We start from the raw sequence: 18,448 nt of genomic DNA, 5'->3' as shown, positions 1-18,448 counted from the left end.
CCTTGGAGGCGGGGGCTGTTCACGGACGGTGGTCGGGTGTGCCGGGTACGGCCGTGCGGATCGCGTCGAGGCTCGCCGGGTTGACGAGCGTGGACAGATCGCCGGGCTCCTCACCGGTGACCAGGGCGCGGACCAGGCGCCGCATCACCTTGCCGTTGCGGGTCCTGGGCAGCTCGGGCACGGCGACGACCCGGCCGGGCCGGAACGCGGGTCCCAGCGCGGCGGCGACCCGCTCGCGGATCCGCTCGGCGTCCGCCGCGTCGAGGGTCCGGCCGGGCGCGGGAACCGTGAAGCACCACAGGGCCTCGCCCGAGACGGGGTGCGGTACCCCGACGGCGGCGGCCTCGGCGACGGCCGGGTCGCCGAGGACGGCGTCCTCCACTTCGGCGGGTCCGAGGCGCTTGCCGGCCACCTTCATGACGTCGTCGAGACGGCCGTGCACGAACCACTCGTCCCCCGACCGCGACACCAGATCGCCGTGGGACCAGCGCCCCGGCCTGCGCCCGAAGTAGGCGTCGGCGAACCGCTCCCGCGCCTGCCACAGCCCCCGGGTCATCCCCGGCCACGAACGCCGTACGACCAGCTCTCCGAGCCGCCCCTCGTCCATCTCGGCACCGGCCTCGTCCTCGATGGCCGCGTCGATGCCGAGACACGGTCCCGTGAAGCCGCACGGCGACTGGGGCACGGTGGGCGCGGAGGCGAGCAGGGAGCCGCCGACCTCGGTGCCGCCGCAGATGTTGATCACCGGGCAGCGTTTGCCGCCGAACTCGGCGGAGTACCAGCGCCACGCCTCCTCGGTCCACGGCTCCCCCGTCGAGCCGAGGACCCGCACGGAGGGGGGCGCGGCCGGATGCCGTGAGCCACGTGCCATCAGCATCCGGGACAGACTGGGCGAGCTGCCGAAGACGGTGACCTCGTGCTCGTCGAGCAGCTGCCACAGACGGCTCACGTCCGGGTGGTCGATCGCGCCCTCGTACGCCAGAACGCCGGCACCGGCGAGGGTGGCGCCGATCGCGACGAGCGGGAACATGATCCAGCCCGGGTCGGTCACCCAGAAGACCACGTCGCCCGCCCGTAGATCGAGGTTGTAGCGGGTCTCGCTGCCGACCTGTGCGGGGAAGCCGCCGTGGGTGTGGACCGCGCCCTTGGGGCGGCCGGTGGTGCCGGAGGTGTGCAGCAGGAGGAAGGGGGCGGCCGCGGAGAGGGATTCGGTTCCGACGGGTTCGGCGGCGGCCAGCCGCTCCCAGCCGCCCGATCCGTCGGCCACGACGACGAGTCGACGTACGCTCGGTGCCCCGGCCATGGCCGTGCGCGCCACCGCCTCCAGGTCGTACCGGCGTCCGCGCCGGAGGGTGGAGCGTGCGGTCACCAGCACCCGGGCGCCGGCGTCGAGGAGCCGGAGCGCGATCGCCTCGGCGCCGAAGCCGGAGAAGAGCGGCACGAGGATCGCGCCGATCCGCGCGCAGGCGAAGAGCAGGACGAAGGCATGGGGACCGGGGGGCAGACAGCACGCCACCCGGTCCCCTCTCCCCACCCCGAGCTCACGCAGCCCGCCGGCCACCCGGGCGCTGTACGCGGCGACCTCCTCGTACGAGAGGATCCCGAGCGTCCCGTCCTCGCGTTCCCAGCGCAGGGCGGGCGCCTGCCCGCGGCCCTGCCGGAGGTGGCGTTCCAGGCAGGAATCGACGAGGTTGGTGCGCCCGCCCGGGAACCACCGGGTGAACGCGATGCCGCCCGACTCGTCGCACATACGCTGCGGGCGCACATGCCAGACGATGCCGATGTCCGGCAGGGCCCGCTCCCAGAACCACTCGGGGTCGGCCGCGGACCGGGCCTGGAGTGTGCGGTAGCCGCCGTCGACGCCGTGCCGGCGGCAGAAGGCGGCGATGTTGCCGTGCTCGGTGAACTCCGGTGTCGGGTACCAGGCGTAGGCGCTCATCGGGCCTCGTTCTCGATCAGCGCGGCGATGGCCTGCCCGCCGCCGATGCACAGGGCGATCACACCGAACCGGCCGCCGGTGCGGCGCAGTTCGTGGGCCGCCTTGAGCAGCAACACCGTGCCGGTGGCGCCGATGGGATGGCCGAGGGCGATGGCCCCGCCGTTGGGGTTGACCCGGTCCGGGTCGAGTTTGAGGGTGTCCATCACGGCCAGTACCTGGGCCGCGAACGCCTCGTTGAGCTCGATCACGTCGATGTCGTCGAGGGTGAGGTCGTGGCGCTGGAGCAGGGCGCGGATCGCGTCGGCGGGGGCGACACCCATGATCTCCGGCTCCAGCGCGGTGACGACCGCGTCGAGCAGTCGGCACAGCGGGGCACTGCCGCGCTCCAGGTCGCCGGCGCGCATCAGCAGCACGGCGGCGGCGCCGTCGTTGATGCCCGCGGAGTTCCCCGCGGTGATCGTGCCGTCCTGCGCGAAGACCGGTGGCAGGGCGGCGAGCTTCGCCACCGTCGTGCCGGGCCGGGGGTGTTCGTCGCGCTCGACGATGCCGTCCGGGGTGGCGACGGGCACGATCTGCGCGTCGAACCGCCCCGCCGCCACGGCCGCGGCCGCCCGGCGCTGGCTCTCGGCGGCCCAGCGGTCCTGGCGTTCCCGGGAGATGCCGTACCGGCCCGCGACCACCTCGCCGGTCATGCCCATCGGGTAGTGGCCGAAGGGGTCGGTGACCAGCGAGACGGTGCCGTCGACGGCCGGTTCTCCGGGCAGTTCGTCGCGGGCGCGTTCGCTGTAGTCGAGCCGCGGCTGACGGGTCATCGACTCGTTGCCGCCCGCCACGATCACATCGGCGAGGCCGAGGGCGAGGCTCTGCGCGGCCGACCAGACCGCCTGGAGTCCGGATCCGCACAGCCGGTTGACGTTGTGGGCGGTGACCCGCACGGACAGGCCCGCGCTCAGCGTGGCACGCCGGGCGTTGAACGCCTCGGGGCCGACCTGGCCCACACAGCCGAGGACGACCTCGTCGACGGCGCCGAGCTGCAGCCCGGCACGGACGACGGCCTCGCGGACGACAAGGGCGCCGAGCCGGTGGGCGGGGGCCGAGCTCAGCGCGCCCTGGTACCGGCCGATCGGGGTGCGGGCCCCGTTGACGACGGCGATGTCTAAAGGCTTCGGGGACATCGGTTTCACTCCTCGGGACTCGTGCGGGTGAGCGCCGGGCGCAGGGTCCGGGCGTCCCGGTCGGGGCGGATCAGCAGCGCGGCAAGCAGGGCGCCGCCGATCAGCAGGCAGGCGGCCAGGTCGAAGGCCCGGCCGTAGCCAACGGTCTCGTTCGGCGCGGCGTCGATGATCCGGCCGGTAACGTAGGGGGCGAGCAGGCTGGAGAGGGCGGCGAGGGCGTACGACAGTCCGAGGGCGGCGCTGCGCCGGGCGGGCGGGCAGATGTCGGCGATGGCCGCGTTGGTGAGCGGGGTCTGGCCGTTGCCCGCGGAGAACGCCAGCACGAGCAGCGGCAGCAGGAGGGCGGCGGGACCGGCCCGGGTCGCGAGCAGCAGACAGAGCCCGGCCAGCAGCGGCAGCAGCGCGCCGAGCAGTCCCTGCGCGACCCGGGCGGTCACCCCCCTCCGCAGCAGCCGGTGCGCGACGGCGCCGGCGGTGAGGACCAGGACGGCCATCGACAGGGCGGGCAGCCCGACGATCGCACCGACCTCCGCGTCACTGAACCCCGCCTGCTCCTCCAGATAGAGCGGCAGCCAGGCGAAGCCCAGGGCGAGCGTCCACATGACGGCGAAGGTGGAGAGGGTGGCGCCGAGCCAGGTACCGGTGGTGACGATGCGCCAGAAGGGGACGCGGGGGGCTCCTGGCGGGGCGTCAACGGGGCGTGGGGTGGGGTGTGTGGTGAGTCGGGCGGTGGTGTGGGGGCGGATGGCGGGGCGTCGGCGAGTGGTGCGGGCCGGAGATCGGCGGCGCGTCGGGCGGGCACGGTGGGCGGTGCGGAGCCGCGGGTGACGGTGCGCGGATCAGCGTCCGCGGGCGCACAGCCGCCGGCGCCGGCGGGCGGATCGCCCTCCGCCGGCGCACAGCCACGGCCGACGGCCGGCGGATCGTCGTCCGTGGCTGCCGGGCCGAGCCGTGCTGTGTACGGTCCGCCGCCACCCAGTCGCAGCCACGCGACCGTCCACACCACCCCCACGGCCCCGAGCAGGCCGAACACGGCCCGCCAGCCGAGGGTGTCGCTGACCAGGATGACCAGCGGCGCGGCCAGCACGGTGCCGCCCGCGCCGCCGGCGACGACGACGGCCGAGGGAAGGGCGCGCCGTTTCTCCGGGAACCAGGTGAACGCGGTGTAGTTGGCGAGCGGATAGCCCCCTCACCCGCCCCGAGCACCACCCGGGTGGCGACGAGCGCGCCGAATCCGGCGGCGGGGAGGAGGATCGGCAGCTGAGCCGCCGCCCACACGAGGGCGAGCACGGCGAGCAGGGGCCGGGGGTGGATGCGGTCGCCCAGGAAGCCGACCGAGACGGCGGAGAGGCTGAAGAGCAGATAGAAGCTGCTGGCGATGGTGCCGAACTCGGTGGCGGTGAGCCCGAGATCGTCCTTGATGGGCCCCGCGGTCAGCCCGAGGACGGCCTTGTCGGCGGCGTTGATCACGATGAACAGGGCCAGCAGGACGAGGACGGTCCGGGCGCGGGGCCCGGTGCCGTCGGACGCGGCGGGCTCGGTGTGGGCCTCCACGGTCATGCCCGGACCGGCCGTTCGTCGTGCCGGTCGAAGAGGAACTTCATCCGGGCCCCCTTTGCCCCGAACAGACCCCCATGCTCCGAACAGAGCTCGGCGGAACGGAACAGGTCCGTTCCGTCTGGCCGGGAACGTACACCCGCCCGGAACGGAACGCAACCGTTCCGTCCGGTGTTAACCTCCCGCAGTGGACTCGACCAGCAGAAGCGCACTGGACCCCCGCAGGCCCACCGGCTCCGCGACGCTCCGGGAGTCGGTGACGGAGACGATCCGGCGGGCGATGTTCGAGGAGCTGGCCGAGACGGGGTACGCCCGGATGTCGATGGAGGCCGTCACCCGCCGGGCCCGCGTCGGCAAGGCCGCCCTCTACCGCCGCTGGCCCACCAAGGAGGCCATGGTGGTGGAGCTGGTCTCCGAGGCCGCCGCCGCCCACCTGCCGGCGACGGCCGACTCCGGTTCACTGCCCGCCGACGTCGAGCGCTTCGTCCGCGACACGATGGCCGACCTGCGCCATCCCCTGGTCGGCCGGATCGTCCCGGACCTCGTCGCCGAGTCGGCCCGCAACCCGTCCCTGCGCGACGCCCTGCACGAGGCGGTCCTCGCGCCCCGGCGTGCCGCGGTGGCGACCCTCCTGCGGCAGGCGGTGGACCGCGGTGAGCTGCCGGCGGACATCGACATGGGCCTGGCCGTCGACCTCTTCGGCGCCCCGCTGTACTTCAGGGTGCTGGCGGTCGGCGGCCCCACCGACGACGCCTACGTCACCCGCCTCACCCACGCCGTGCTGGCGGCCCTCGCCGCGAGCCGCTGACCTGCACCCCGGGCGGCGTTTTTGTCACGCGCATGCGTAGACGCGCCGTACGGCAAGCACCTACGGTCTCCGGGCAGCCAAGCCCTGGAGTGCCGGATGCGCCGTAGCTCCTCCCCCCTCGCCCTGCTCCTGCTGGGCCTGGGTGTCTTCCTGCTGGTCCTCGCGCCCATGCTCGCGTGGTACGTCAAGCCGCGCGCGGCGGTGAACCCGGTCGACATCGATGTGACCGCGGTCTACACCGGCACGGGCAGCTACTTCGACGTCGACGAGGCCGAGACGCTGCGCGAGAAGCGGATCACGGTCACCCAGCGGGTGCGCGGCGACGTCGGTGACAGCGAACGCAGCGGCCGGGCGGTGTGGGACGTGGTCACCACGGTCGACACGGACAAGTCCCTGCCGGCCGCCGATCCGCATGACGCGCTGGACTTCTCCACCGCCCGCTGGGTCACCGACCGCCGGACCAACCGGCCGGCGCACTGCTGCCAGGAGCAGCCGTACCACGAGGGCGAGGCCTACCTGAAGTTCCCCTTCGACGTGCAGAAACGCCCGTACCGCTGGTGGGACAGCCAGCTCGGCGGGGCCGTCACCCTCTCCTACCGGGGCACCGAGAAGGTCCGCGGCTACCAGGGGTACGTCTTCACGGGCACCGTTCCGCCGACAAAGATCGGTACCCGTCAGGTTCCGGGGGCCCTGGTCGGCCGGCCCGAGGCGGCACAGGTGTTCGCCGAGGAGTGGTACTCCAACCACGGCATCAAGCTGGTCGTCGACCAGGCCACCGGCCGTGTCCTCTCCGCCCGGTTGGGCCCCCGCCAGACCCTGCGCGCACCGGGCGGAAAGAAGGACGCCGTGGTGCTCCTGGACGTGCCGAAGCTGAGCCACACGGCAGCCACGCAGGAGTTCGCGGTCGGCAAGGCCGAGGAGGACGGTGTGCGGCTGCGTGCGGTCGGGCGGACCGTGCCGATCGGTGCGGCCGCGGCGGGGTCCGTCCTCGCGGTCGCGGGGGGTGTGCTGCTGGTACGCGGGCGGGCGCGTCCCGAGGACGGGTGACGCGCTCGCCGCAAGGGACCCGAGATCGACGTGGTCAGGCGCCGCAGGAGCGCAGGAACTTCCGGGTGCGGACCGCGATCGGCAGGGGCTTGTCCGGCTCGCAGGGGTACATGTCCTGCTCGACGATCGCGAACAGCTCGACGCCGAGCCCCTGCGCCGCAGCCAGCACCGGCTCCAACTCCGGTACACCGGACGGGGGTTCGCACATCACCCCGCGCTGCACGGCCGGCCCGAACGGCACCCCGCCCGCGACGACGTCGGCGAGGATCTCCGGGTCGACCTGCTTGAGGTGCAGGTAGCCGATGCGTTCGCCGTACGTCTCGATCAGCTTGACGCTGTCGCCGCCGCAGTAGGCGTAGTGCCCGGTGTCCAGGCAGAGGTTGACCAGCTCGGAGTCGGTGGAGTCGAGGAAGCGCTCGACGTGCGCCTCGGTGTCGATGTGGGTGTCGGCGTGCGGGTGGACGACGATGTCGAGGCCGTAGGTCTCCTTGACCTCGTGGCCGAGGCGTTCCATGCCCTTGGTCAGATGGGCCCACTGCTCGGCCGTGAGCTCCGGCGGCTCCAGGATCTCGGCGGTCTTGTCGTCGCGCCAGAACGACGGGATGACCACGAGGTGCCGGGCGCCCATGGCCCGGGTGAGCGCGGCGACCTGGCTGACGTGCTCCCAGGTGGACTCCCAGACGGACGGCCCGCGGTGCAGGCCGGTGAAGACCGTGCCCGCCGACACCTTCAGGCCGCGCTTGTCGACCTCGTCGGTGAGCCGGGCCGGGTCGGTCGGCAGATAGCCGTACGGGCCCAGCTCGATCCAGGAGTAGCCCGCCTCGGCGACCTCGTCCAGGAAGCGTTCCCAGGGCACCTGTTGAGGGTCGTCGGGGAACCAGACGCCCCAGGAGTCCGGCGCCGAACCCACCCGGATACGGTCGAGGGAAGGGGCGGTTGCCATGTCAGGAGGTCCCTTCGGGAGAAGCGGGTGATGCCTTCGCGGGCGCGGTGAGGTCTTCCTCTTCCGGAAGCTCCTCGACGTCGACGCCGCGGACCTGGGCCAGTTCGTGCTTGAGGGCGGCGAGTTCGGTGCCGCCGGCCATGTGGTTGGTCAGTTCCTCGAGGCTGACCTCGCTGCGGTCGGCGCTCAGCTCCAGGGTGCCGAGGCGCAGGACGCTGAAGTGGTCGCCGACCATGTAGGCGTGGTGGGGGTTGTGGGTGATGAAGATGACGCCGAGTCCGCGGTCGCGGGCGGCGGCGATGTACTTCAGGACCACGCCGGACTGCTTGACGCCCAGGGCGGCGGTGGGCTCGTCCAGGATGAGGACGCGGGCGCCGAAGTAGACGGCGCGGGCGATGGCCACGCACTGGCGCTGGCCGCCGGAGAGCGTGCCGACGGGCTGTTCCAGGTCGTCGAGGACGATGCCCATGTTGCGCAGTTCCTCGTCGGCGGTCTTCTTCATCCGGTCGATGTCGAGGCGGCGGATCGGCCAGGGACCCTTGGTCATCTCGGAGCCGAGGAAGAAGTTGCGCCACACGGGCATCAGCGGCACGGTCGCCAGGTCCTGGTAGACGGTGGCGATGCCCCGGTCGAGGGCCTCGCGCGGGGTGGTGAAGCGGACCGGTTCGCCGTCGACGAGGAACTCGCCCTCGGTGTGCTGGTGCAGACCCGAGATGATCTTGATCAGGGTGGACTTGCCGGCGCCGTTGTCGCCGAGGACGCAGGTCACCTTGCCCGGGTGGACGGCGAGGTCGACGCCGTGCAGGGCGCGGATGTTGCCGTAGGACTTCCCGGCGCCGCGCAGTTCGACGATCGGCCGGTCCTGCTCGGGGACGGTGTCCTTCAGGGCGGCTGCGTGGGTGCCGGTTCCGTTGGCGTTGGTCATTGCGTCACCTCCGGGTCGCCGTGCGACGGACCCACAGATTGATGAGGACGGCCCCGAGCAGCATCACACCGAGGAACGCCTTGAACCAGTCGGGGTTCCATCCGGCGTAGACGATGCCCTGGTTCACCATGCCGAACATGAAGGCGCCGAAGACCGGGCCGATCGCGGAGCCGTAACCTCCGGTGAGCAGACAGCCGCCGATCACCGCCGCGGCGATGAAGATCAGCTCCTGGCCGACGCCCTCGCCGGACTGCACGGTGTTGAAGGAGAACAGCTGGTGCATGCCGACGAACCAGGCACCGAAACCGACCAGCATGAACAGCGTGATCTTGGTGAAGGTCACCGGGACACCGACCGCGCGGGCGCTGTCCTGGTTGCCGCCGACGGCGAAGATCCAGTTGCCGTACTTGGTACGCAGCAGCACCCAGGTGGCCAGGGCCGCGAAGACCAGCCACCACACGACGGTGATCTTCACCTGGACGCCGCCGACGTCGAAGGACGAGGCGAAGATCGCCCGGGCCTGGTCGAAGCCGTCCATGTTGCTGATGTCGTCGGTCGCGACGTTGTCGGTGACCAGCTTGGTGACCGCGAGGTTCACGCCCTGCAGGATCAGGAAGGTGCCCAGCGTGACCAGGAAGCTCGGCAACCCCGTTTTCACCAGCATCCAGCCGTTGAACGCACCGATGCCGAGCGACACCACGAGCGCGACGATCACGCCCATCCAGATGTTCAGGGTCAGCTGGTAGCTGAGCATGCTCGCGGTCAGCGCCGAGGTGATCACGGCGACACCGGCCGACAGGTCGAACTCGCCGCCGATCATCAGCAGCGCCACCGGCAGGGTCATGATGCCGATGGTCGACGACTGGTAGAGGACCGTGGCCATCGAGCTGCCGTCCCGTACCGGCGGGGCGGCGATCAGGAAGAAGACGAACACCGCGACGGCGCCGAGGAAGACACCAACCTCGGGCCGGGCGAGCAGCCGCAGCGCCAGGGGACGCTGCCGGGTCCGCCCGTCGGACTGCCCGGGGCCGGGGGCCGGCGGGGTGGTCACCGCCGGCCCAGCCTGCTGGGCCATGCTCATCACCGGGTGCCCTTCGCGGCGAACCCGGCGATCCGCTCGACGTTGGACTTGTCGACGAACGCCGGGCCGGTCAGCACCGGCTGCTCACCGCCGCCGCTGTAGTTGCCGTTGTTCTTGAAGAGCCACAGGGAGTCGACCGCGAGGTAGCCCTGGAGGTAGGGCTGCTGGTCGACGGCGAACTGGATGTCGCCGCTCTCGATGGCGCTGGTGAGCTCCTTGTTGAGGTCGAAGGTGGCGACCTTGGCCTTGCTGCCCGCCTCGGACACCGACTGCACCGCGGCGAGCGCGAAGGGGGCGCCGAGCGTGACGACGTAGTCGAAGGAGCTGTCCTGCTTCAGCTTGGCGGTGATCGTCGACTTCACGGACGGCATGTCGGTGCCGTTGACGTTCAGGGTGTCCGTGGTGCCCGAGAACGTCTTCTTCACCCCGTCGCAGCGCTGGGTGAGGCCGATGTTGCCCTGCTCCTGGATGACACAGACGGCCTTCTTCGCGCCGACCTCGTTGAGCCGCTTGCCCAGCGCCTCACCGGCCACGGTCTCGTCCTGGCCGAAGAACTCCAGCAGACCGAGGTCCTTCCAGTCGCTCACCCCGGAGTTGAGCCCGACCACGGGTATGCCGGCCGCCTCCGCCTTGCCGATGACGCCCTTGAGGGCGTCCGGCTTGGCGAGGGTGACGGCGATGCCGTCGACCTTCTGGTCGATCGCGTTCTGCACCAGGTTGGCCTGGTTGCCGGCGTTGGGGTCGGGGGAGTAGACGAGCTTGATGTTGTCCTTGGCGGCGGCGGCCTCGGCGCCCTTGCGCACGATGTCCCAGAAGGTGTCGCCGGGCGCCTGGTGGGTGACGAGCGCGACCGTCATCCGGGGCGTGGTGGCCTTGCCTGCCGAGGCACCGTCCGCTCCCTCCTCGGCCTTCTTGCCGCCGGAGCCGCTGGAGCAGCCGGCGAGCACCAGGGCCGCCGCCGCTGCCACGGCCAGGGCGGGGATGATTCTGCGAGAGCGGTCCATCTTTCCTGCACCTCACTGTGCGACCGGGGGAAAGGCTGTGTTGGGACCGGATCCAACTCCCTTGGCGCCACCACTGTCAATACTTTGTTAAGACATCATTTCACAAACAGGTCAGAATGTAAGTACAAAGTGCTACGGTGGGCTGCGGGAGGGATGCCATGCCCAGCACTGACTCCGGACTCGCCGCCGTACGCTTCACGCTCGACCGCACCAGCCCCGTACCCCTCTATCACCAGCTTGCACAGCAGTTGGAGGCGGCCATCGAGCGCGGGGTGCTCGCCCCCGGCGACCGCCTCGGCAACGAGATCGACCTGTCCGTACGTCTCGGACTGTCCCGGCCCACGGTCCGCCAGGCCATCCAGTCCCTGGTCGACAAGGGTCTGCTGGTCCGCCGTCGGGGCGTCGGCACCCAGGTCGTCCACAGCCAGGTCAAACGCCCGTTGAAGCTCAGCAGCCTCTACGACGACCTGGAGGCGGCGGGCCAGAGCCCCACCACGCGCGTGCTGCGGGCCGAGTCCGTGCCGGCCCCACCCGACGTCGCGGCCGCCCTCGGCGTCGCCGAAGGCGGCGAGGTCACCGTTCTGGAGCGGCTGCGCTGCACCCACGGCCGGCCGGTGGCCTTCCTCGTCAACTACGTGCCCACGGACCTGCTGCGCCTGAACACCGAGGCCCTCGAATCCACCGGCCTGTACCGCATGATGCGCTCCGCCGGCATCACCCTGCACAGCGCCCGCCAGTCCATCGGCGCCCGCTGCGCCACCGCCGAGGAGGCCGCGCTCCTGCAGGAGCGGGAGGGCGCCGCGCTCCTGACCATGCAACGCACGGCCTACGACGACACGGGCCGCGCCGTCGAGTACGGGACGCACATCTACCGCGCGTCCCGGTACGCGTTCGACTTCCAGTTGCTGGGACGACCCTGACGTCAGTGCGCCGCGTCGAGGCGGGCCCGTTGCTCCGCCGACAGTTCCAGGTCCACGGCGGCGAGGTTCTCCTCCAGCTGGGCCACCGACGACGCCCCCGCGAGCGGAACGACGGGCAGCTCCGCGCCCATCTGCCAGGCCAGCACCACCTGGTTGACGCTCGCCCCGGTCTCCCGCGCCACCTCACGCAGCACGGCCAGCCGGGCCGGCGTTCCCGGGTGGTCGTAGTCGGGCGGCAGCGGCTTGTCCGCCCGTCCGTACGCCCCGCCCAGCAGCGGTGAGTAGGCGACCAGCGTCAGCACGGACTCGGAGCGCAGATAGCCGAGGAGTTCGGCACCGGCGTGGCCGAGGCTGCCGTCGGGGAAGAGGTCGCTGGGCATGTCGAAGCGGGGCCGCAGATGGCTGTGCTGGTACTGGAGCACCTCGTAGCCGGGCAACCCGGCCGCCGCAGCCAGGGCACGGGCCCGCTCCACCCGCCAGATCGCCTGGTTGCTGACCCCGAGCAGACCGACGGTGCCCTCCGCGACCAGTGCGGCGAACCCCTCGACGGTCTCCTGGAGGGGAACCCTGTGATCGTCGATGTGCGCGTACAGCAGGTCCAGTTTCTGCACGCCGAGCTGTTCCCGGCTGCGCTCGGCCGACTCCCGGATCACCTTCGCCGACAGGCCCTCCGGATTGTCGGTGTAGCTGGTGCCGGGAGCGAGCGGGCGGGCGCCGAGCTTGGTGGCGATGACGACCTCGTCGCCGATACCTCGGCTGCGCCGCCACCGGCCGAGCAGTTCCTCGCTGTGGCCGCCCTGGCTGCCGTCGGTCCAGAACGCGTAGTTGTCCGAGGTGTCGATGAAGTTCCCGCCGGCCTCGACATAGCGGTCGAGAACGGCGAAGGAGGTCTGCTCGTCCGTGAGCGAGCCGAACAGCATCGCGCCGAGCGCGAGCACGCTGACCTCGCGGCGGTGGTGCGGATCGGTGCCGATGGTGCGGTATTTCATGGTGGTCCCTCCCGTTCGGCCCGCTTGTCCGGGCACGAACAGGAGTCTTCAGTTTGAAGCGCACTTCAGGTCAAGGAGGACGTACTGCATGCGATACGTCCCCCGGGCGCACGCAGGGGCGGGTCAGCGGCGGAGGCGGGGCCGGGTGGCAGGTGGACGTCATGATCAGGTGGCAGGTTGTGGTGCCGGTGCCGCGGTAGGTGTGGGGGGCGTCGCCGTCGAAGGTGGCGGTCTGTCCGGCTTCGACCGGGTGCTCGACGCCGTCGACGATCAGTGTCATCCGTCCGGCGGTGACGCTGACGGTTTCGACGACGCCGGCCTGGTGGGGGTGGCTGGGGTACTCCTCGCCGGGCTCCAGTTTCCAGCGCCAGACCTCGGTCGGGGCCGGGCCTGAGGTCGTCAGCATGAGCCGGGCTTCGCTGCCCTGCTCTCCGGTCCACAGCGGCATCACGGTGTCGGCGGACACGACGCGGACGCGCCCTTCGGTCCGCCCCTCCATCAGGGCGGAGACCGAGATGCCGAGGGTGTCGGCCAGCCGGACCAGGGTGGCGAAGTTCGGGTTGCCCTGCGCCTTCTCCAGTGCGACCAGGGCGCCCTTGCTGACCTTGGCCCGTCGGCCGAGTTCGTCCAGGGACAGGCCGGCGCGGTTGCGGGCTGCCCTGACGTTGTGCGCGAGCGTCCGCAGGGCTGCCTCGGTCTCGGCCATCCGGTCACCCTCCTCGTGAGTGGACCACTTCAATGCACCGTCCGGTCGTTTGGTTGACGACCCCCGGTCGGTTCGTTGTACGGTTTGGTCGTTCCAATGAAATGGTAAGGGATACACCGTGATCGCTCTGCTGCTGGCCCTGGGCAGTTCGCCGGCCTACGGATGCGCCGACTTCCTCGGCGGCCTCGGCGCCCGCAAGGCGCATGTGCTGCGCACCGTGATGATCGCTGCCCCGGCCTCTCTCGCGGTCGAGCTGCTGCTGTGGCCGTTCCTCGGCGCCTCGTTCAGTGCCGAGACCCTGGGGTGGGGCGCCGCGTCCGGTGTCGCGTCGGCCGCCGCGTTCGCCCTGCTCTACCGCACCCTGGCCATCGGTCCGATGAACGTGCTCTCGCCGGTGACCGCGCTGGTGTCCGCCGTGCTGCCGGTCGGCGTGGGCCTGCTGCAGGGCGAGCACCTCGGCCTGACCGGGCTGGTGGGCCTGCCGCTCGCGCTGATGGCGGTGGTACTGGTCAGCGCCGGACACGGTGCCGGAAGGGCACGTCCCTCCCGCATCGCGCTGCTGCTGGCCTTCGGCGCCGGCACCGCGATCGCCCTCCAGCTGATCTTCCTGCACCAGGCCCCGTCCGACAGCGGTGTCGGCCCGCTGATCATCGGCCGGGCAGTCTCCTCCGCCGTCACCCTGACCGCAGCCGGAGTGCTGCACCGCAGGCTCGGCCCCGAGCGGCCCGCCTACGCGATGTCAGCCACCGCCGGCGTGCTGGACTCGGTGGCGAACCTGCTGTTCCTGCTCGCCGCCCGCAGCGGCGACCTCGCCGTGGTCGCCGTCATCACCGCCCTCTACCCGGCCGGCACCGTCCTGCTCGCCCGCAGCGTGCTCGCCGAACGCATCCACCGCGGCCAGCTCGTCGGCCTGGGCACCGCCGCCGTCGCCGTCAGCCTCCTCGCCCTCACCTGACGCCGGCCCGCCGCCACCCCCGCAGCACCGACCGCGCAAGGAGCAGCATGCGCCGGCAGCTTCGCGGCCTGGACCGCATCGGCCCCTGGAAGCCCTGACCCCGTCCACCGCACACAATCCATCCGCACCCACCAAGAAACGGAGCCCCCGCCCATGACCGCCCTCCGGATCGCCCCCACCGTCGCCGACGCCTTCCCCGACACCCTCATCGCCCTGGTCACCGCCACCGGCCTGCGCGGCCGTGAACCCTGGCCCGAGACCACCGCCGCCCTGGAGGACCTGGAGCAGCAGCTCGCGACGGCACCTGGCAGCCGGCCGACGAGACCGATCCCCGGATCGAGGCGTGGCACACCGCCTACCGGTCCTTCGGCACCAACCCCCGCCGCATCCGCCCCAGCGTCGACGCGCTCGGCCGACGCTTCGCGAAGAAGGGAACGCTGCCGCGCATCAACCCGGCCGTCGACTCCTACAACGCCGTCTCCGTCCGCAACGGACTGCCCGCCGGCGCCTTCGACCTGGCTCACGTCACCGGCGACGTCGACATCCGCCATGCGGACGGCAGCGAGGAGTTCACCCCGCTCGGCGAACCCGACACCACCGAGAACCCCAGGCCCGGCGAGATCATCTACGCGGACACCACCGGCGTCCTGACCCGCCACTGGAACCACCGCGACGCCCATCGCACCCGCGTCACCGAAGACTCCACCCACGTCGCCTTCGTCCTCGAAACCCTCCACGCCACCCGCGACGGCCACCACCTCAAGACGGCAGCAGATGAACTGCAGGGTCTGCTCGTCCCGCATGCCGAAAAGACCACCGTCCACTTCATCAGCCCCGCGCACCCCCACGCCATTGTCTGACGCTTCGACCCCGCGCTCACCGGCCCAGGAGACGGACCTGGCCCGTACGCCGCAGGCCGTCGCCGCACCTGCCCTCGCGGGTTGATAACAGTGACTACGTTGAAGTCATCGACGTAGGTCATCGGGCGATGGAGGCGGCATGACCGGCAAGAAGGCGGAGAAGGTGCCGCGCAAGGCATACGAAGAGGAACTGCTGCGCCTGCAGACCGAGCTGGTGAAACTGCAGGAGTGGGTACGTGCCGAGGGCGCCCGGCTGGTCGTGATCTTCGAGGGCAGGGACGCGGCCGGCAAGGGTGGCACCATCAAGCGGGTCGCCGAACATCTCAACCCGCGTGTCGCACGCATCGCGGCACTGCCCAAGCCGACCGAGCGCGAGCGCAGCCAGTGGTACTTCCAGCGGTACGTCGAGCATCTGCCGGCCGCCGGGGAGATCGTGCTGTTCGACCGGTCCTGGTACAACCGGGCCGGCGTCGAGCACGTGATGGGCTTCTGCACGAAGGAGGAGCACCAGCTCTTCCTTCGGCAATGCCCGATCTTCGAGCGGATGCTGGTGGAGGACGGAATCCTGCTGCGCAAGTACTGGTTCTCGGTGAGCGACGCCGAGCAGCAGGATCGCTTCCGGCGCCGGCTGGAGGATCCCCTGCGGCGTTGGAAGCTGTCCGCGATGGACCTGGAGTCGATCACCCGCTGGGAGGCGTACTCGCGGGCCAAGGACGAGATGATGGTGCACACCGACATCGCCGAGGCGCCCTGGCACGTCGTCGAGAGCGACGACAAGCGCCGGGCCCGGCTGAACATGATCGCCCACCTGCTGGACTCCGTGCCGTACCACGAGGTGCCGCCGCCGGTGCTGGAGCTGCCGGAGCGGCCTGCGTCGACCGGCTACGAGCGCCCGCCGCGCGATCTGCAGACCTACGTCCCCGATCACGCGGCGAGCATCTGACGAGTGCTTCCGTCGCGACGACGGCGACGAGGGACAGTCAGCTGCCGTCCGGCAGCGACAGAGGAACGTCGAGACGCTGCGCGAGATCGTCGTACGTGATGCCGAAGGTCTCGAGCACGGTCACGCCCCCGGGACCGACGCGGAACGTCGCGAACTCGGTGTAGACGCGGTCGACGCACCCGAGTCCGGTGAGCGGGTAGGTGCACCGAGGCACCAGCTTCGGCGTGCCGTCCTTGGCGAAGAGCGTCATCATCACGAACACCCTCTTGGCGCCGATGGCGAGGTCCATCGCGCCTCCGACGGCCGGGATGGCGTCGGCCGCGCCGGTGTGCCAGTTGGCCAGGTCGCCGGCCGCGGACACCTGGAAGGCGCCGAGTACGCAGACGTCGAGATGTCCGCCGCGCATCATCGCGAAGGAGTCGGCGTGGTGGAAGTAGGCGGCCCCGGGGAGTTCGGTGACCGGGATCTTCCCCGCGTTGGTGAGATCGGGGTCGACCTGCCCCTCCTGGGCTGCCGGGCCCATGTTGAGCATGCCGTTCTCGGTGTGCAGCACCACGCCCGACCCCGCAGGCAGGTGGTCGGCGACCAGGGTCGGCTGGCCGATGCCCAGGTTGACGTAGGAACCGTGCGGGATGTCGCGCGCCACTCGGGCGGCCATCTCGTGCTTGGTCAGCGGCCCCCGGTCGAGGTTCTCCACGAAGGCGTTCGTCGGGTTCATGCGGCCGGCACCCCCGTTCGTACGATGCGGTCGACGTAGATGCTCGGTGTCACGACGGCCTCCGGGTCGATCGCGCCGACCTCGACGATCTCGCGGACCTGTGCCACGACAGTGGTGGCAGCGGTTGCCATGACCGGCCCGAAGTTGCGGGCGGTCTTGCGGTAGACGAGGTTGCCCATCTGGTCGGCCTGGTGGGCGCCGATCAGCGCGACGTCGCCCTTGATGGGGTACTCCAGGAGGTAGGTACGGCCCGCTATCTCGCGGGTCTCCTTGCCTTCGGCGAGCGGCGTGCCGACGCCCGTGGGCGAGTAGAACGCGCCGATCCCGGCCCCGGCCGCGCGCAGCCGCTCGGCGAGGGTGCCCTGCGGAACCACTTCCAACTCGATCCGTCCCTCGCGGTAGAGCCGGTCGAAGACCCACGAGTCGGACTGGCGGGGGAAGGAGCACACGATCCTGCGCACCCGTCCCTTGGCCAGCAGCGCCGCCAGCCCCGTGTCGCCGTTGCCGGCGTTGTTCGACACCACGGTCAGATCGGTCGCGCCCTGCCGGATGAGCGCGTCGATCAGTTCGACCGGCATACCGGCCATGCCGAACCCGCCGATCAGCACGGTCGATCCGTCCTCGATCCCGGCGACGGCGTCATCGGCATGCGCGTACAGCTCAACGCTCATGCCACATTCTCCAGGACCACGGCCAGCGCCTGCCCGACACCGATGCAGACCGCGGCGACACCCCACCGCTCCCCCGACTCGCGCAGTCGCGCGGCCAGCGTGCCGAGGATGCGGCCGCCGGAGGCGCCGAGCGGGTGGCCGATCGCGATCGCACCGCCCTTCGTGTTCACGATCGCCGGATCGATCTTCCAGGCATCCACGCAGGCCAGCGACTGTACGGCGAAGGCCTCGTTGAGTTCGACCGCCGACACGTCCGACCAGGAGATCCCCGCCCGGCTCAGTGCACGCTCGGCCGCCTCCACCGGCGCGAACCCGAACATCTGCGGCTCCAGCGCCGCCACCCCGCGGCCGGCGATCCGCGCCAGTGGCGCGTGGCCGATGTGCGAGGCCGCGTCCTCGGAGCCGATCAGCACGGCGGACGCACCGTCGTTCAGCGGAGAGGCGTTCCCGGCCGTGATGACGCCGTCGGGGCGGAACGCCGGTTTGAGGCCTGCCAGCTTCTGCGGCGTGGATCCGGGCCGGATCCCCTCGTCACGAGCGAGCCGGACCTCGCCGTCCACCACGACCGGCACGACGAGCTCGTCGTAGAACCCGGAGTTCCAGGCGTCGTCCGCGAGGTTGTGCGAGCGGGCGGCGAACTCGTCCTGCCGTTCCCGGGGGATGGGGAACCTCTCGGCCAGTTGCTCGTTCGCCTCCCCCAGCGAGACCGTCCACTCCTTCGGCATGCGGTCGTTGACCAGCCGCCACCCCAGGGTGGTCGACACGGCGGTCACATGGCCGGCGGGGTAAGCGCGTGACGGCTTGGGCAGCACCCACGGGGCGCGAGTCATCGACTCCACACCACCGGTGAGGACGATGTCGGCGTCGCCGGTCTCGACGGCACGGGAGCCGATGATCGCCGCGTCGAGGGAGGAGCCGCAGAGCCGGTTGACGGTCGTGGCCGGCACCGAGGTCGGCAGCCCCGCCAGGAGGACGGCCATCCGGCCGACGTTGCGGTTGTCCTCACCCGCGCCGTTGGCGTTGCCCCAGACCACGTCCGAGATCAGGGCGGGGTCGAGTGACGGAGCCTTGGCCAGGACTCCTGAGACAGCGAGGGCGGCGAGGTCATCGGGCCGGACGTCGGCGAGGGCACCGCCGAACCGTCCGAAGGGCGTTCGCACCGCGTCGTAAACGAAGCTGGTAACCATGGGACTCAACGTAGATTCAA

General features: G+C 71.2%; 16 protein-coding genes and 3 pseudogenes. 6 read left to right on the top strand and 13 right to left on the bottom strand.

Annotation, left to right across the window (positions count from 1 at the left end; all coding sequences use genetic code 11):
* Nucleotides 1–19: 19 nt before the first annotated feature.
* The 4 genes and pseudogenes from StrepF001_RS39155 to StrepF001_RS48775 all read right to left on the bottom strand — a co-directional run.
* Nucleotides 20–1,939: an AMP-binding protein gene (locus StrepF001_RS39155; protein ID WP_129802912.1), complete on the bottom strand. Its 1,920-nt coding sequence runs from the start codon at nucleotides 1,937–1,939 to the stop codon at nucleotides 20–22.
* Nucleotides 1,936–3,114, bottom strand: coding sequence for a thiolase family protein (locus StrepF001_RS39150; protein WP_129802911.1), 1,179 nt, complete (start codon nucleotides 3,112–3,114; stop codon nucleotides 1,936–1,938). Before StrepF001_RS39150 ends, StrepF001_RS39155 begins: the two co-directional genes overlap by 4 nt.
* Nucleotides 3,115–3,119: 5 nt before the next feature.
* Nucleotides 3,120–3,716, bottom strand: coding sequence for an MFS transporter (locus StrepF001_RS39145; RefSeq protein ID WP_346656992.1), 597 nt, complete (start codon nucleotides 3,714–3,716; stop codon nucleotides 3,120–3,122).
* A gap of 437 nt (nucleotides 3,717–4,153) precedes the next feature.
* Nucleotides 4,154–4,674, bottom strand: a pseudogene (locus tag StrepF001_RS48775) (MFS transporter); the annotation flags it as partial.
* A 184-nt stretch (nucleotides 4,675–4,858) separates the two neighbouring features.
* Between StrepF001_RS48775 and StrepF001_RS39135 the strand changes: the two are divergent.
* Together StrepF001_RS39135 and StrepF001_RS39130 are read left to right on the top strand one after the other, a co-directional pair.
* Nucleotides 4,859–5,479, top strand: a complete 621-nt coding sequence (locus StrepF001_RS39135) for a TetR/AcrR family transcriptional regulator (RefSeq protein WP_240797877.1) — start codon at nucleotides 4,859–4,861, stop codon at nucleotides 5,477–5,479.
* A 96-nt stretch (nucleotides 5,480–5,575) separates the two neighbouring features.
* Nucleotides 5,576–6,526, top strand: coding sequence for a DUF3068 domain-containing protein (locus StrepF001_RS39130; RefSeq protein WP_129802910.1), 951 nt, complete (start codon nucleotides 5,576–5,578; stop codon nucleotides 6,524–6,526).
* A gap of 34 nt (nucleotides 6,527–6,560) precedes the next feature.
* Here the strand turns inward: StrepF001_RS39130 and StrepF001_RS39125 are convergent, their stop codons facing one another.
* The 4 genes from StrepF001_RS39125 to StrepF001_RS39110 are packed head-to-tail and all read right to left on the bottom strand — an operon-like array spanning nucleotide 6,561 to nucleotide 10,479.
* The gene (locus StrepF001_RS39125) at nucleotides 6,561–7,469 is read right to left on the bottom strand and encodes a sugar phosphate isomerase/epimerase (RefSeq protein ID WP_129802909.1); all 909 of its coding nucleotides are present in this window, start codon (nucleotides 7,467–7,469) and stop codon (nucleotides 6,561–6,563) included.
* A 1-nt stretch (nucleotide 7,470) separates the two neighbouring features.
* A complete protein-coding gene (locus StrepF001_RS39120; protein WP_129802908.1) occupies nucleotides 7,471–8,394 on the bottom strand; it encodes an ATP-binding cassette domain-containing protein in 924 nt (307 codons plus the stop codon).
* A gap of 4 nt (nucleotides 8,395–8,398) precedes the next feature.
* Nucleotides 8,399–9,475, bottom strand: a complete 1,077-nt coding sequence (locus StrepF001_RS39115; protein ID WP_165396509.1) for an ABC transporter permease — start codon at nucleotides 9,473–9,475, stop codon at nucleotides 8,399–8,401.
* Nucleotides 9,475–10,479: a sugar ABC transporter substrate-binding protein gene (locus StrepF001_RS39110; protein WP_129802906.1), complete on the bottom strand. Its 1,005-nt coding sequence runs from the start codon at nucleotides 10,477–10,479 to the stop codon at nucleotides 9,475–9,477. The genes StrepF001_RS39115 and StrepF001_RS39110 overlap by 1 nt, the downstream gene beginning before the upstream one ends.
* Nucleotides 10,480–10,637: 158 nt before the next feature.
* Here StrepF001_RS39110 and StrepF001_RS39105 point away from each other — a divergent pair, with 158 nt between their 5' ends.
* Nucleotides 10,638–11,399: a GntR family transcriptional regulator gene (locus StrepF001_RS39105; RefSeq protein ID WP_129802905.1), complete on the top strand. Its 762-nt coding sequence runs from the start codon at nucleotides 10,638–10,640 to the stop codon at nucleotides 11,397–11,399.
* Nucleotides 11,400–11,401: 2 nt separating this feature from the next.
* On the opposite strand, the gene StrepF001_RS39100 is transcribed toward StrepF001_RS39105, so the two are convergent.
* Both StrepF001_RS39100 and StrepF001_RS39095 read right to left on the bottom strand, forming a co-directional pair.
* On the bottom strand, nucleotides 11,402–12,388 hold the full coding sequence (locus tag StrepF001_RS39100) for an aldo/keto reductase (protein WP_129802904.1): 987 nt from the start codon (nucleotides 12,386–12,388) through the stop codon (nucleotides 11,402–11,404).
* A gap of 65 nt (nucleotides 12,389–12,453) precedes the next feature.
* Nucleotides 12,454–13,094 (bottom strand): annotated as a pseudogene (locus tag StrepF001_RS39095) (XRE family transcriptional regulator).
* Between the two features lie 118 nt (nucleotides 13,095–13,212).
* Here StrepF001_RS39095 and StrepF001_RS39090 point away from each other — a divergent pair.
* The 3 genes and pseudogenes from StrepF001_RS39090 (at nucleotide 13,213) to ppk2 (ending at nucleotide 15,852) form a co-directional block, all read left to right on the top strand.
* The gene (locus tag StrepF001_RS39090) at nucleotides 13,213–14,049 is read left to right on the top strand and encodes a DMT family transporter (protein WP_129802902.1); all 837 of its coding nucleotides are present in this window, start codon (nucleotides 13,213–13,215) and stop codon (nucleotides 14,047–14,049) included.
* A 153-nt stretch (nucleotides 14,050–14,202) separates the two neighbouring features.
* Nucleotides 14,203–14,909: pseudogene (locus StrepF001_RS39085) on the top strand (phenylalanine--tRNA ligase beta subunit-related protein).
* A gap of 139 nt (nucleotides 14,910–15,048) precedes the next feature.
* On the top strand, nucleotides 15,049–15,852 hold the full coding sequence (ppk2, locus tag StrepF001_RS39080) for a polyphosphate kinase 2 (RefSeq protein WP_129802901.1): 804 nt from the start codon (nucleotides 15,049–15,051) through the stop codon (nucleotides 15,850–15,852).
* Nucleotides 15,853–15,889: 37 nt separating this feature from the next.
* On the opposite strand, the gene StrepF001_RS39075 is transcribed toward ppk2, so the two are convergent.
* Genes StrepF001_RS39075 through StrepF001_RS39065 form a run of 3 tightly spaced genes read right to left on the bottom strand, consistent with a single transcriptional unit; the run spans nucleotide 15,890 to nucleotide 18,428 of the window.
* Nucleotides 15,890–16,570: a 3-oxoacid CoA-transferase subunit B gene (locus StrepF001_RS39075; RefSeq protein ID WP_129802900.1), complete on the bottom strand. Its 681-nt coding sequence runs from the start codon at nucleotides 16,568–16,570 to the stop codon at nucleotides 15,890–15,892.
* Complete coding sequence (locus StrepF001_RS39070) at nucleotides 16,567–17,241, bottom strand: 3-oxoacid CoA-transferase subunit A (protein ID WP_129802899.1); 675 nt, start codon at nucleotides 17,239–17,241, stop codon at nucleotides 16,567–16,569. Before StrepF001_RS39070 ends, StrepF001_RS39075 begins: the two co-directional genes overlap by 4 nt.
* Nucleotides 17,238–18,428 carry a thiolase family protein gene (locus StrepF001_RS39065; RefSeq protein WP_129802898.1) on the bottom strand — a complete coding sequence of 397 codons (1,191 nt, stop codon included), beginning with the start codon at nucleotides 18,426–18,428 and terminating at the stop codon, nucleotides 17,238–17,240. The genes StrepF001_RS39070 and StrepF001_RS39065 overlap by 4 nt, the downstream gene beginning before the upstream one ends.
* Nucleotides 18,429–18,448: the final 20 nt, after the last annotated feature.

The organism is Streptomyces sp. F001 (assembly GCF_004187715.1).
In the GTDB taxonomy this organism is placed as follows: Bacteria; Actinomycetota; Actinomycetes; order Streptomycetales; family Streptomycetaceae; genus Streptomyces; species Streptomyces flavusporus.
Note: the sequence above shows the minus strand (reverse complement) of the source record. Positions and strands in the feature narration are given on the sequence as shown.

Excerpts from the sequence above, each read along its gene's own strand:
- StrepF001_RS39155 (WP_129802912.1), bottom strand. The coding sequence starts at position 1,939 with ATGAGCGCCTACGCCTGGTACCCGACACCGGAGTTCACCGAGCACGGC.
- StrepF001_RS39150 (WP_129802911.1), bottom strand. The coding sequence starts at position 3,114 with ATGTCCCCGAAGCCTTTAGACATCGCCGTCGTCAACGGGGCCCGCACC.
- StrepF001_RS39145 (WP_346656992.1), bottom strand. The coding sequence starts at position 3,716 with ATGTGGACGCTCGCCCTGGGCTTCGCCTGGCTGCCGCTCTATCTGGAG.
- StrepF001_RS39130 (WP_129802910.1), top strand. The coding sequence starts at position 5,576 with ATGCGCCGTAGCTCCTCCCCCCTCGCCCTGCTCCTGCTGGGCCTGGGT.
- StrepF001_RS39125 (WP_129802909.1), bottom strand. The coding sequence starts at position 7,469 with ATGGCAACCGCCCCTTCCCTCGACCGTATCCGGGTGGGTTCGGCGCCG.
- StrepF001_RS39120 (WP_129802908.1), bottom strand. The coding sequence starts at position 8,394 with ATGACCAACGCCAACGGAACCGGCACCCACGCAGCCGCCCTGAAGGAC.
- StrepF001_RS39115 (WP_165396509.1), bottom strand. The coding sequence starts at position 9,475 with ATGAGCATGGCCCAGCAGGCTGGGCCGGCGGTGACCACCCCGCCGGCC.
- StrepF001_RS39110 (WP_129802906.1), bottom strand. The coding sequence starts at position 10,479 with ATGGACCGCTCTCGCAGAATCATCCCCGCCCTGGCCGTGGCAGCGGCG.
- StrepF001_RS39105 (WP_129802905.1), top strand. The coding sequence starts at position 10,638 with ATGCCCAGCACTGACTCCGGACTCGCCGCCGTACGCTTCACGCTCGAC.
- StrepF001_RS39100 (WP_129802904.1), bottom strand. The coding sequence starts at position 12,388 with ATGAAATACCGCACCATCGGCACCGATCCGCACCACCGCCGCGAGGTC.
- ppk2 (WP_129802901.1), top strand. The coding sequence starts at position 15,049 with ATGACCGGCAAGAAGGCGGAGAAGGTGCCGCGCAAGGCATACGAAGAG.
- StrepF001_RS39075 (WP_129802900.1), bottom strand. The coding sequence starts at position 16,570 with ATGAACCCGACGAACGCCTTCGTGGAGAACCTCGACCGGGGGCCGCTG.
- StrepF001_RS39070 (WP_129802899.1), bottom strand. The coding sequence starts at position 17,241 with ATGAGCGTTGAGCTGTACGCGCATGCCGATGACGCCGTCGCCGGGATC.
- StrepF001_RS39065 (WP_129802898.1), bottom strand. The coding sequence starts at position 18,428 with ATGGTTACCAGCTTCGTTTACGACGCGGTGCGAACGCCCTTCGGACGG.